Origin of the sequence: Treponema sp. UBA7567 (assembly GCF_002476655.1) — a bacterium.
GTDB lineage: Bacteria > Spirochaetota > Spirochaetia > Treponematales > Treponemataceae > Treponema_D.
Window position 1 is genome coordinate 1 of record NZ_DLLH01000046.1, and the last position, 13,542, is coordinate 13,542.

At 38.9% G+C, this 13,542-nt stretch carries 10 protein-coding genes; 8 read left to right on the top strand and 2 right to left on the bottom strand.

The window, feature by feature from the left end:
- Positions 1-285: 285 nt before the first annotated feature.
- Together glgA and B3Y13_RS05780 are read right to left on the bottom strand one after the other, a co-directional pair.
- Complete coding sequence (glgA, locus tag B3Y13_RS05775; protein WP_296668298.1) at positions 286-1,770, bottom strand: glycogen synthase GlgA; 1,485 nt, start codon at positions 1,768-1,770, stop codon at positions 286-288.
- 88 nt (positions 1,771-1,858) lie between these two features.
- A complete protein-coding gene (locus B3Y13_RS05780) occupies positions 1,859-3,043 on the bottom strand; it encodes a pyridoxal phosphate-dependent aminotransferase (RefSeq protein WP_296023636.1) in 1,185 nt (394 codons plus the stop codon).
- A 120-nt stretch (positions 3,044-3,163) separates the two neighbouring features.
- On the opposite strand from B3Y13_RS05780, the gene B3Y13_RS05785 reads away from it, so the two are divergent.
- The 8 genes from B3Y13_RS05785 to rlmN all read left to right on the top strand — a co-directional run bounded on the left by B3Y13_RS05785 (position 3,164) and on the right by rlmN (position 13,463).
- Positions 3,164-3,883: a DUF6675 family protein gene (locus tag B3Y13_RS05785; RefSeq protein WP_296668300.1), complete on the top strand. Its 720-nt coding sequence runs from the start codon at positions 3,164-3,166 to the stop codon at positions 3,881-3,883.
- Positions 3,884-3,896: 13 nt separating this feature from the next.
- A complete protein-coding gene (gene rlmD / locus B3Y13_RS05790) occupies positions 3,897-5,138 on the top strand; it encodes a 23S rRNA (uracil(1939)-C(5))-methyltransferase RlmD (protein ID WP_296693245.1) in 1,242 nt (413 codons plus the stop codon).
- 2,108 nt (positions 5,139-7,246) lie between these two features.
- Entirely contained in the window at positions 7,247-8,590 is a 1,344-nt protein-coding gene (locus B3Y13_RS05795; protein WP_296693297.1) for a P83/100 family protein, read from the top strand.
- A gap of 5 nt (positions 8,591-8,595) precedes the next feature.
- A complete protein-coding gene (locus B3Y13_RS05800; protein ID WP_296693248.1) occupies positions 8,596-10,131 on the top strand; it encodes an ankyrin repeat domain-containing protein in 1,536 nt (511 codons plus the stop codon).
- A gap of 32 nt (positions 10,132-10,163) precedes the next feature.
- Complete coding sequence (rsmD, locus tag B3Y13_RS05805) at positions 10,164-10,733, top strand: 16S rRNA (guanine(966)-N(2))-methyltransferase RsmD (RefSeq protein ID WP_296693251.1); 570 nt, start codon at positions 10,164-10,166, stop codon at positions 10,731-10,733.
- A 79-nt stretch (positions 10,734-10,812) separates the two neighbouring features.
- Complete coding sequence (locus B3Y13_RS05810; RefSeq protein WP_296693254.1) at positions 10,813-11,160, top strand: hypothetical protein; 348 nt, start codon at positions 10,813-10,815, stop codon at positions 11,158-11,160.
- A 54-nt stretch (positions 11,161-11,214) separates the two neighbouring features.
- The gene (locus B3Y13_RS05815; protein WP_296693256.1) at positions 11,215-12,354 is read left to right on the top strand and encodes a tetratricopeptide repeat protein; all 1,140 of its coding nucleotides are present in this window, start codon (positions 11,215-11,217) and stop codon (positions 12,352-12,354) included.
- Between the two features lie 29 nt (positions 12,355-12,383).
- On the top strand, positions 12,384-13,463 hold the full coding sequence (gene rlmN, locus B3Y13_RS05820; protein WP_296668315.1) for a 23S rRNA (adenine(2503)-C(2))-methyltransferase RlmN: 1,080 nt from the start codon (positions 12,384-12,386) through the stop codon (positions 13,461-13,463).
- The last annotated feature ends 79 nt before the right edge of the window (positions 13,464-13,542 follow it).

Consider the following 13,542-nt stretch of genomic DNA (forward strand, 5'->3'; position numbering starts at 1 on the left):
TAGGCTTGTTGTTTTGAACAAAGACGGTTCTGTAAGCTGGTACAATCCTGATATGAATGCAGTTATTGCCGACTGGTATCTGACCATAAACGGCGAATGGTTTGAATTTTAATAAAAAAGCCTCTCTGAATTAACAGAAAGGCGCGAAAAATAGTCTTTTATTTGGAAGAAAAATTCTAGCCCGGATCGTCACGGAAAGACCGCAGGAACCGGCATTTTGCCGGTTCCGAGGACTTGCAGAAAGAGCCGGACGCGGGCAGGGAATGCGCTTTCCTCAAAAAAAATTTAAAGTTTTATTCCACAGCCGCGCAAAAGCGCTTCTTTGTAGACTTTCTCATACTGACGGCAGCTTTTTGTCCACGTAAAGTCCTGCTCCATTGCACGTTTTTGCATTTGCCTGATGTGATCTTTTTTGTTGTAATAAGCATAAACCGCCCAGCCTACAGTGTCATAAACTGCCTGCGGAGTAAGATTATCGAACATAAAGCCAGTTCCTTCACCAGTCTGCTCATTGTAATTTTGGACAGTATCCGCAAGACCGCCCGTGCGACGAACAATTGGAAGAGTTCCGTAAAGCTCTGAGTAAAGCTGATTAAGCCCGCAAGGCTCGTACTGGCTTGGCATGAGAAAAAAATCGGCCCCGGCTTCGATTAAATGGCTGAGTTTTTCGTTGTAACCAATTTTTGCACGGAAATTTGGAAGTTTTCCCTGAAGCGAATTGATTTCGTCTTCTGCCCAGCGCTCACCGCTTCCCAAAAGAACGACCTGGACATCTAAGGATCTACAAATTCCCCACAAGCATCCGTAATTTGGCGCAATAACTTCTGCAATCCCCTTTTGGCTTACAAGGCGGCCAATCATGGCAATTACAGGAACATCATCCCTTTCTGGAAGTCCAAAATACTGCTGCAGGGCTTTTTTACATTCGGCTTTTCCGGACATATCCTTTGAAGAAAAATTCGCAGGAAGAGCGGCATCTTTTTCAGGATTCCAAATTTCTGTATCAACTCCATTTACAATACCCTTCACAACATCGCTTCTGACGCGCAACAAGCCGTCAAGCCCAAATCCGCCTTCTGGAGTCTGGATTTCGCGCGCATATGTCGGACTTACTGTCGTTACCATGTCGGCAGAAGAAATTCCGGCCTGCAAAAAGTTAATTGCGCCGTTTCGTTCAAATCCTGCCCCATAGTAAAGATTCCAGTCAATTCCTAAATCGTTGAATTTGTCTTTTCCGTAAACACCCTGATAGCCCATATTATGAATCGTAAAGACAGACGCTGTTTTTTTAAATGCTTCCTGTGTACGGCAAACATGCTTTACAAGAACTGGAGCGAGGGCTGCCGACCAGTCGTGGGCATGGACAATATCCGGAAACCATCCCAATTTGTTGCAAACCTGAAGAGCGCCGTGGCACAAAAGGCTGAACCGATACGGGTTGTCAAAAAAATCAGGCTCGGACTTTGTTCCATAAACTCCATCGCGCCCAAAACAGTTTTCATGGTCCAGAAAATACACGTTTACTTTTTCAAAACCAGGAAGAGTTGTCGTATAGACTGCTGTCCATTCCTGGCCTGTTCCGACTGGAACTCCGAGAGGACCTTCGAGCTTTTGAAGTTTTTTTCGGTCGATTTTATAGTAGCGCGGCATTACGATTTTTACATCGTGGCCGAGCTTGCTCAAACTGCCTGCAAGAGCCGAAACAGCGTCTGCCAGTCCGCCAGTTTTTGCAAAAGGAACCGCTTCTGCACTTACCATTAAGATTTTCATTTTCACATCTCCCATAATAAGAAAATTTGCAACTCAAACTTTTAAAGATAAAAACAGACGCCATTTTCGTCTGTTTTTATCTTGTCTCCTATTTAGCCGCTGCGATAAAGGCTTTTTCAGAATTGACAATAGTTTTTTCGCTTACGCAATATGCAAGACGGAAATAGCCTTTTTTTCCAAAACCGTTTCCCGGAGCACTCAAAATAAAAAATTTTTTTAAATAATCGCAGAATGCGCTATCGTCATCATTCCATCGGGAAGGAACTTTTACAAAAAGATAGAACGCTCCCTGAGGACGGCAATATTCAAATCCAGCCTTGTCCAAAATTGCCATTAAAAGGTCGCGACGACGGGCATAAGAAGAATAATCGACTTTTGCATTCCATGATTTTGCAACAACTTTCTGAAAAAACGCAGGCGCATTTACACAGCCTAAAGTGCGGAGGCAGAAAGTGCAGGCAGAAATAAATTCATCAGAATCCTCACATTTTGGATTTACAGCAATATATCCGATTCTCTCGCCTGGAATCGAAAGGTCTTTTGCGAAACTTGAAACAACTACAGCGTTTTCGTACTTTGGAAATACCGGCGGAACTTTTGCTCCATCATAAACAATCGCACGATAAGGCTCATCGCAGATAAGACAAGGCATTCTTCCGCAAGAATTTCCATGTTTTTTAAGAGCGGCCGCAAGTTCTTCAATATCGCTTTCAGAATAAATTTTCCCGGTCGGATTATTCGGTGTATTGATTAAAACAGCCGCGGTTTTTAGAGAAAGCATTTTTTCGATTGCAGGAACATCAAGCGAAAAATCAGATTTTGAAGGAACTTCAATCAATTTTCCGCCGAAATTTGCGACATAGTGCCTGTATTCCGCAAAAAAAGGAGCAGGAACAATCACTTCATCGCCCAAACTTAAAATCGACTTAAAAACGCAGTTTAGAGCGCTCGCCGCTCCCACAGTCATTACGATATTTTTTTCTTCGAGTTTAACAGTCTGTTCGCCACTCACCTTTTCTGCCATTGCAAGCCTTGTCTCAGGATAGCCGGCATTTGGCATATAGCCGTGGCAGCCATGCGTTGTGTCTTTTGCAACTTCTAAAATTGCATCAACAACTTCTTTTGGAGGATCCAAATCAGGATTTCCGAGCGAAAAATCAAAAACGTTGTCATCGCCATACTCTTTTTTTAGAAGAATTCCTTCCTCAAACATTTTTCTTATTACAGAGGCGCCTTTTGAATTTATTGTTTCTTTTATTTTTGGAGCTATCATAGTGGAAGCATTATAGCACAAAACACAAGAATTTTGTAACTTATTGAGAAAAATGAAGTTTTTTGTTATATTCGCAAGAAGAAGCATGCGCCGTACCAGCGATGATTTTATGGGAGCCTTATGAAAAAATCTTTTCTTTTTAGAACAATTTTTGCCTTTGCCGCCTTATTTTCTGTCCAGGCAGAAATTTTCAATTCAAAACTTTCTTCTGACGAAAAGCAAAAACTCGAAACCGGCGAAGTTTTAATCAGAAACATAAATTCAATGAAAGACGTTTGCGTCAAGCAAAACGATTCTTCTTCAAGAATTTTGGCAACGATGAAAAAACTTGATCCATCTTTTGTTGCAGAAGTAATTCAAATCCGTCCAGTCGAAGGAAACGAAAATTTAATCGAAGAAATAGACTCGGCTTTGTGCAACATCGGTGATTACGTAGGAATTCCTTATTTTTCTGACAGGCAGCAAAAATGGTACGAACTGTATTCTTCTGCCGAAATAAAAAAGATTACCGAAGAAGAAAAAAATAAACAGATTGACTGCATTCTCGAAATGTCGCTTTTCGGAAAATTCAACTCACAGATAAACGTAACAAAAGATGAAAATTTTTATTTTTATGAACTTAAGAACATGGAAAACCTGATTTACCACGAAAAATTTACCGCGGTAAAATCGAAAAAAATGGTTTCATGCATTACAGTTTTCCGCGACGGCGACAACTGGATTCTTTATGCAATCGGCGGAGTTGACGTTCCAAAGCTTTGGTTCTTAAAAGACAGAATCGAAACTTCCTTTATGAACAGAATTAAAACTTTCTGCAACTTTATTTTCTCAAAAATCTAATTGAGCTTAAAAAATGGAAAAAATCACTGTAATTCCAGAAAAAATGGTCTTTGGCGGAAGCTGTCTTGCAAAAGCAAACGGAAAAAACGTATTCATTCCGTACGCAATTCCAGGAGAAAAAATTGAAGTTTCGATAAAAAAAACTTTCCGCGATTACGATATTGCAGAAATTGAAAAAGTTATCGAGCCTTCAGTTCACCGTCAGCTGCCTTTTTGCCCTCTTTACGGAAAATGCGGCGGCTGCAACATGCAGCACATTGATATTGATTTTCAGCGCGAGCTGCGGAAACAAATGCTTGCAGACTGTTTTGAACGGGAAGGAATAAAAGTTCCAGAAATTGAAACGATCTCTGGAGAACCGGCAAATTACCGTTCAAGAATCCAGCTTACCGACGGCGGATTTAACGAAAAGCAGACAAACAATATTCTTAAGCTCGACTTCTGCCCGATTGCAACCGACGAAATAAATTCTTACCTTAAAAATGTAACACAAGAACAAAGACCTTTAGGGCGAGTTCATTTTTTTGGAGACAAAAGAATTGTTCCGTCTGCGCAAAATGAATACGACAATCTTGTAATTGCAGATGAAACAAAAAAAGAGCTCTGGGCTTCAAAACAAGTCGGAAAATCAAGAAAAAAGGCAAAAAACAAAGTAAGGCGGCGTTTTGCAGGCACGCTGGCCGACACAAAAAACAACTGCACTGTCTGCATTTCAGGAAAACAAATTGAATTTGATGTGCAGGGATTTTTTCAGTCAAATATGGACGTCCTCGAAAAAACAATAAAGGCTTTAACGTTCAATATGGGCGGAGAAAATGTTCTTGACATGTACTGCGGAGCTGGAACTTTTTCGGTTTTTCTTGCGGATATTTTTAAAAAGACAACCTTGGTCGAGCACAACAGGGACGCGCTTGTCCACGCAGAAGTTAACATGGCAGGAAAAGCGCACGAAACTTACGGCTTGAGCGGAAGCCGCTGGGTCAAAGAAAACGCGCCGATGATTCTTGAAAAAAACGGACCTTTTGACGCAGTTGTAATCGATCCGCCGCGCTCAGGAATGGAAAAAGATGTATGTTCCTGGCTTTGCAAAAACAAGACAGCCCAAATAAGAAGCATTTCCTGCGATCCGGCAACACAGGCACGCGACGCATCTTATTTGATAAAATCCGGCTACAAACTGACAAAACTCTACCTGCTCGACTTTTATCCGCAGACTTCCCATATAGAAAGCCTTGCATATTTTGAGTTTGTTTAATCCGGCTGATAAAATAAATATGAATAAAAAAAAATCGTCAAAAAAAATAAGCATTTTTCTTTTTCTGATTATATTTTCTTCAGAAAAGTTTTTTTCGCAGACCGCGCTTTATCAAACAGATTTGTCAACATTGACTCCGTCCTGGCAAACTGTTATTGGAGGCGAAATTGTCGCTCCTCCGGTCGAAACTTCCTATGGTTTTGCAGCAGTAACAGACGGCAGAATAATAAGCGCCTTTACCCAAAAAGGCGTAATTCTCTGGCAAAAAAGCATAAAAGGCAAAAGCGAAAGATTTTTTTCTTCATGGAACGATTTTTTAATTGCAGTTACGGATAAATCCGTCTTAAACTTTATAAATCCAGGCGGAACTTTTCTTTGGAGCGTAGACTGCGGTTTTGAAATAACACAGAATCCCTTTGTTGGACGTGATGGAAGAATTTTTGTACAAGGCAAAAAAAATATTGCCTGCTACGGATTAAAAGGAAGCCAAAAATGGAAACTTGAGCTGAAAGAAAATGCTGTTTTTTCGACAAGCGAGCTCCCAGACGGAAGCCTTGTTTTCTTCTTTGATCAGACAGACGACGGAAAAACACACGGTTTCAGGCTCAGTCCGTTTGGAGAAGTTTTGGAAGAAATCACTTTTGCAGGCAAAATTTCAGCAAAATCATCCTGTTCCGACGGAATTTTAATGGCGTTTGAAGACGGCTCCGCAGGACTTTTTGCAGAAAGCAAAACAAATTCTGTTTCAAAATGGGTTTTAAAAGGCGAAACCCAAAATTCACCAGTAAAAAAAATAATCTGCGGTCAAAAAACTTCCGCGCTTCTTTATAACAAAGGAACAGAACTAAAAATTAAAACCGTAGAAAATTCAACCGGCCGCCTTATTTCTGAATTTTCCGGCGGAATTATGAGCCTTTTTGATGCAGTTTTTTTGCGGCCGACAGCCAGAGGATTTTTTATAAGCAGCAGCTTTAAAGCAATTGAATTTGACGAAAGCGGAAACATTTTTTGGGAAGCAAAACTGCCTTCTAAAGCAACATGGAATTTCGTCACATATACAAGTTCAAACCAACTTTTTTTGTGCATGAAAAACTGGGTTTTAAATGCTTTTGTCATGTCCCAGAGCGTCGGAAACAAAAAAATCGTGAGCCNNTATACAGTTCCTTCAAAAAATATTCAGAGTTTTGACGGAATAGTTTATTCTCCGGTTCCGCTTTCGCGAATTGAAGAAATTCAGGCAGCCTTTCAAAAAAAAGATTTCTTTCAAAAAGAAAAAACTATGACCGAAGAGCTTCAGGAACTTTCACAGTTCTATCTTTCCGAGCTTCTTGAAAAAAACAGAAATCCGCACGAAGACAAGTCGTTTTATTCAAGCAACCCTATTTATACACAGAAATTTCTAGAGGCAATGAGCTATACCGAATCAAACATTTTTGTTTCAGATTTTGCAAATTTTCTTGAACTTGAAGAAGATCCTTTTTTGCTAAACATTTTGGTTCAGAATTCTGCAAATCTTGGCTATGACGAAAGCGGACAGATTTTAAAAGCCTACGAAATTGTTATAGAAAAAAAACTTCAAAAAAAAGATGTAAAGCTTGCAAAGCTTCTGTGCGATTCAACTTACAAAATCGTTGCCTTTACGGGCAGACCGGCGCTCTACCGCCAGGGAAAACAGATTCTTTCAAATTTCATGACAGACCGTTTTGACAGACAAGTGCGAAACTATGCAGGCGAAACTTTTACAAAAATTCTTAAACTTGAACTTTAACGCGTGAAAAATCATAATCTTTGTGATAAAATATTCAAAAATCTTTATTTTGCAGACAGCGTCTTCATAACTGAATTTGGAGGAATTTTATGAAATTATCCAGGGGAATTTTTACAGTCGCTTTGGCTCTTGTATTTTGCGCAAACTCTTTTTCATTGGAAGTTGATGAAAAAGAACTTGAAACAGTTTCTACACAGCCAGTTGTTTTTGAAAACTACAACGGACCTCATTCTGTCATAAATTCTGCGGCAGAAATTGCAGGAATCGGAACTGACCTTGGAAAAATTATTGCAGACAATCCCGAAACTCNNATGCTGGCTCTTCGCTGCGTTACCAAATTATTCATGCTGTCAATTCAGAGGAAAAAGGCAAATTTGATGCGGATATTTTTGTAATCGGAAGCTCTTCTACAATTGACCACATCAAAAATATAAGAAGAATTATTTCAGCATATCTTTCAAAAGCCTATGGATATTCTTCCGACGACGCGCAGACAGTCGCAACATTCGTAACTGTTTACAACGCAGTTTACCGCGGAAACACTGATTATTTCAATTTAAAATACAAAAAAATCGTTACAGACAATCTGACGGCAGAAAAAGCAGGCATTGCCCTCAACTACCGCGACTGGCCGGGAAAAACCCAGATTGTAATTCCTCTTGCAGACGTAAATGGCGGCTTGAGCACAGTTGACACCTCAGTAATTTCGGACAAAAAAGTCGTTCAGTCTATGCAGGAAGACGAAGACAAGGGAGTCGACTCCAGAAAACAGATGGTAAACATCAAGGAACGAGAGGCAGACAACGCCCAGGAAAAGGCAAACGATGCCCAAAAAAAAGCAGTTGAAGAATCTGCAAAATTAAAAGAAGAACAGAAAAAAGCAGAAACTGCAAAAACTGAAGCCCAGAACGCTCAAAAAGAAGCAGAACAGGCTCAGAAAAAGGCAGAAGAAAACCCGGAAGACAAGCAGGCTCAGAAAGAAGCCGAAGAAAAGCGTCAGGAAGCAGAACAAAAACAGGAAGAAGCAGTTCAGCAGGAACAGAAAGCTCAGGAACAGTCAGAAAAAGCTCAAGAAGCGAAAGACGAAGCAGCCCAGGCTCAGGCCGCCGCAGACACAAAACGCACAGAAGCACAGACAGAACGCACTTCTATCGCGCAAGACCAGCAGACTATTGTCCGGGAACAGACAAAAAATCAAAATGCGGCTGGCGTTTACGGCCTAAAATCAGTTGACGAGCTCGGAATTCTTTCAACCCTCGTAAAACTTAATGCAGAAACAGGAACTGTAATAAAAGAATCTCCAGTAACTGTAATCAGAAGCCGGACAATTTTTGAAACACAGGCCGGATACATTGCAATTGCAGGAACTTCTCTCGGAAACGGAGCCGTAAAACTTGTTGTTCTTGACAAGGAAAATATGGAAATCGTAAAAGAAAGCAATGAAACTATTGCTGAAAATTCAGTTCTTGTAAGCGATGGCTCAAATTTCTATTGTATAATTCAAGACGGAAAAAACTTTGTAACAGGAAAATTCAACGAAAACGCGGAGAATCTTTTAAAATCACAGGTAAATGTAAAGCCTGCAACTCCGCTTACAATAACACAGAACGGAATTCTTGCAACATCAAGTTCAAACATTCCGGTTTTGCTTAATACAAAAGATCTTTCACAGATTAAAAATTAGAAAAAATGAATTTTGCTTTTAAGAAAAATTTTATCTTCTTCATTTTATTGGCTTTTTCAGTTCTATCAGTTCAGGCAAGCGGAAAAAGAGATAAACTTTTTGAGACTGTCGAGACAGGAACTGAAAAAGAAATAAAAACTGCGCTCAAAAAAAATCCGGATTACGCAAATATAAAACGCGGAAAAGAAAAAGAAAGCCTTTTAATGAGCGCATTAAAAGAAGACCGCAGTCTTTCTGTCATCAATATTCTGCTAAAATACGGAGCAGATCCAATGCAAAAAGATGCGGAAAAACGAAATTCTATAATGTATGCGGCAAAATATTCATCTTCTCCAGAAGTTTTAGAAAGACTTATAAAGGACAATTCACTTTTTAATTTTTCCAGACGAAAAAAAATTCTAAAAACCGACAAAAACGGAAAAAATGCTTTCGACTATGTACAAGAAAATTCTTCGCCGAACGATATGATTGAAGTTTTGCGGAAATTTATAAAAGAAAAAACTGAAAAATCAGAAGAAAATGAACAGATTTTGGAAGAAGTTCAAAAAGAACAGGAAGAAACACAAATTCCCCAAAATATAAAAACAGAAGAAACTGTTTTGGAAAATAAAAAAGAAGAAGCAAAAATAGAAGAAAAAACAGAAAATCCAAAACTGCCTGCGCCGGAAGAAAACGCGGAAAATAAAAAAAATGAGAAAAATGACAGTGCAGAAGACGTAGCATTGAATTCTATTATGCAGAACGGAAACGAAGATGAAACTTTAACTTCTGCGCCGCAAAAAGAAGATGAAACAACTTCTACAGAAAAAATGCTGAAGTTTGAAAGAAAAATTGAAATCGCTCCATACGAAAAAACTAACCTTTTCGATTATGCGCTGGAAAACGACGGCAATGAAGTTCCGCAAAAAAGCAGTCCATCTATTTTAAGAACTTTTATAGAAAATCCGGACGAAAAGGACAGCGAAGGACGGACAAAACTTATGAATGCCGCCAAACAAGGAGATTTAAATCTTACAGAAGATTTGATTTTTTCAAAAGCAAATATAAATGCAAAGGACAATGACGGCTGGACTGCGCTAATGTTTGCCTCAAGATTTTCTGAAAACGACAAGGTTGTAGAGAAACTTATAAAAAATGGAGCCGACATAAAGGCAAAAAACAATTACGGTGTAAGTTCGTTAAAACTGGCATCTAGTTTTTCAAAAAATTCAAAAATCGTTTCGCAGCTGCTTTCGGGCTATGAGATTTCTGACAGCGAAGTTCGTTCATCTTTTATAACCGCAATAACAGAGGAATCTCCTTCTCAAATACTGGATGCCTTTTTTGAATATGGACTTCCAGTAAATTCTTTTTATGACGGAAAAACTCCGCTTATGTACGCGGCAGAATTCTGCAAAGATACAAAAATAATTCAATGGCTCTTGTCAAACGGAGCAAAAATCAGCTACAAGACAGATTCGGGAATGACAGCCTTTGATTTTGCAAAGAAAAACAAAAAATTAAAGCGCGATTCCATTTTCTGGAGTTTGGAAAATTTCTAAAAAAATTATTTAAAACAATTTTGGAGCAAACAATGAGAATTACCGGCGGCAAATTAAAAGGAAGAATAATAAAGTGTCCAGACGGAATAATCCGCCCGGCAATGGACAGAATGAGAGAATCTGTTTTTGCCGTTATTGGCGATTTAACTGGAAAAAGCTGGCTAGATTTGTTCAGCGGTTCGGGAACTATCGCAATCGAAGCGGTAAGCCGAGGAGCAACCGAAGTTCAGCTTTGCGAAAAAGACAAAATCAAAATAAAGACGGTTTTAGACAATGTTTCCGTAACAGAAAAAGAATGCGGAGTAAAAATCGGCTGCCACTTTATGGCAGTAGAACTTTTTTTAAAGCGCTGCCACGATAAATTCGACTTCATATTTTTTGACCCGCCTTTTCCATACAAATTCAGAAAAGATTTAATAAAATCAGTAGATAAATATTCACTTTTAAATCCAAACGGAACCGTTTTAATCCACTACCCCGAAGAAGATCCTCTTCCAGAGAAAATCGGAAACCTCGTCCTAAAAGACCGGCGCGTTTACGGACGCTCACTCGTCAATTTTTATAAAAAAGAAGAAAATATAAGTCCAGAAGTTCAGCAATAACAGAAAAAATAATTTCCTTGACTTTGATTTTTTTCGTGGTAGAATTTATTTAAGTTAAAATATAAAGGTAAAAAAGTGAATGTCACTTCAAAAAAATGCTTTTCTCACGGCAGTTGAGTCAAACCGGCCATCTGATGGTTTTATAAAAGTTACAGATTCTCCATTAGCTTCACTGTCTTCCGAACAGAAAGTCATATTGAACCGCAAGGGCAACGAGCTTTTTAACAATGGTAAAATTCAGGAAGCCGCAAGAATATTTATAACAACCGGCTATTCCGACGGACTTACCAGAGTTGGAGATTTATTGAGCAAAAAGAACCAGTCGCTCAAGGCCTTGAAATTTTATGTTTTGGCAAAAAACAAAAGAAAATGCGAAGTCCTTTACGAAAAAATCGCAAAGATAATCTCGCTTCTTGTTAAAGAATAAAAAACGCGAAAAACGATGAATTATAAAAATAGAATTGCACTAGGAGAGCACAAAATGTCCGATGTAAAAAATGAAACCATAATTGCAAATCAGCCAGAACAAAAAGACGCAGAAAAAATTGCAGAAATTTCAAAAAAAGGCTACCAGCTTTTAAAAGAAGACAGGATTAAAGATGCAATTGATGCGTTCAATTCAATTTTGCAGATTGAAGACAACAATAATTACGCTCTTGTCGGACTTGGCGATTGTGAAAGAAAGCAAAATCACTTTAAAAATGCAGTCGATTTTTATTCAAAATGTCTTTCTGTTCACCCTGGAAACAACTACGCTCTTTTTGGCCTTGCAGACTGCTATAAGGCTTTGAACAAGTATCACAAGGCAATTGAAATTTGGGAGCAGTATCTCTTACACGATGACAGAAACATTACAGTCCTTACAAGAGTTGCCGATGCCTATAGAAAAATCCGAGACTTTAAAAAATCAAAAGAAATGTATCTTAAAGTTCTAGATATGGAAGACAAAAACGCCTACGCCCTGATTGGAATCGGACATCTTTATTACGATTTTAAGGAATACAAAGACGCGCTTTACTATTGGACAAAAATGCTAGAAATAAACGCAGATGCCGTTGATATCCGGATACTTACTTCAATCGGAAACTGCCACAGAAAACTAAAAACATTCGACAAAGGAATTAAATATTTTGAGCGCGCGCTGGAAATGGATCCGGACAATTTCTATGTTCTTTTTGGCCTTGCAGACTGCTACCGCGGAATGAACCAGCAGTACCGTTCAGTTGAATATTGGAACAGAATTCTAAAAAATGATCCTGCAAATAAAGTAATTCTTACACGTGCAGGAGACGCTTACAGAAATACAGGCGATTATAAAAAGGCGGAAGAATACTATAACCGCGCAATGGAAATAGACTTTGACATTTACGCAGCGCTCGGACTTGCCCTAATCTGCAAGGGTGAAGGAAATTTTGACAAAGCAATTGAAAGGCTGAACAATTTAATCAAAAACGATCCAAAAAATTACCGTCTTTACATAGACCTCGCCGACTGTTATTTAAAAATAAATGACAAAAATAAAGCTGTCGAGGTTTTAAGGACTTTTCAAAAAACTGGAACCAAAAACGCTGTAATTTCTGAGATGTTAAGCAAAATAATTGAAGGAAAGCCTTTAAATTAGTAAAAAAAAACATTATTTTTCTAGGTAGAATGAACGAAAAAATAGCAGTTTCAGGTCTTTTGCCTGAAGAAATTTCAGAACAGTTAAATATTACTCCGGCTTTCCGCGGAAAACAGATTTTTGAGTGGATTGGAAAAGGCGCCGACAGTTTTGACGCAATGACGAATTTAAGCCAGGAACTTCGCAATTCACTTTCTCAAAAAGCAGTCCTCAGATGCAGCGAGGTTTCTAAAGTTTTAAAAGATCCAGATGGAACTATAAAACTTCAGATTACTTTGAACGACGGGCTTGCGGTCGAAACAGTCTTGCTTACCGATAAAGAAAAACGAAAAACCGCCTGTGTAAGCTGTCAGGTCGGCTGTGCAATGAACTGCGCTTTCTGCCAGACAGGACACCTTGGACTTGCAAGAAGCTTGACAGCCTCAGAAATCGTCGAGCAGTTTTTATACCTTGAAAAATATGCAGGTCCGCTCGACAATATTGTCTTTATGGGAATGGGAGAGCCAATGATGAATCTTCCGGCAGTCCGAAAAGCAATTTCCGTCTTAACAGATAAACGCGGAAGAAACCTTTCTGGAAGAAGAATTACACTCTCAACATCTGGAGTAATAAAAGGAATTTACGATTTAGCAGACAACGGACCTTTAATCAGGCTCGCAGTCTCGCTCACAACGGCAGATCCGCTTCTCCGTGAACAAATAATGCCGATTACAAAGGCTAATCCTCTTGAAGAGCTCCGAAAAGCAATAGATTACTATGCAAAAAAAACAGGAAAACGCGTAACTTTAGAAGCCGCGCTTCTCCATGACACGAACACAAGCGCAGAATCAGCAGAAAATATGATAAATTTTGCAAAAGGAATAGATGTAAACATAAACCTTATTCCATGGAATCCCGTCGAAACATTGCCATTTACCGAACCTTCAAACAATGAATGTCATCGATTTGTCGAAAAACTTGAAAAAGCAGGTCTAAACGTAACACTGCGCACAAGACGCGGACGGGAAATCGGAGGAGCCTGCGGTCAACTTGGAAAAACACTTTCTGACAAAATCGTAGAAGGAAAAAAACTTTCAGGAAGCAAAAAATACGGAAACGGAGAAGATTAAAAAACTATTTTTTTAAGAAGATATTTCTATTTTTTGAATAATTGTTGATATAAAAAAAAAGTTATTTGAATAACTTCCA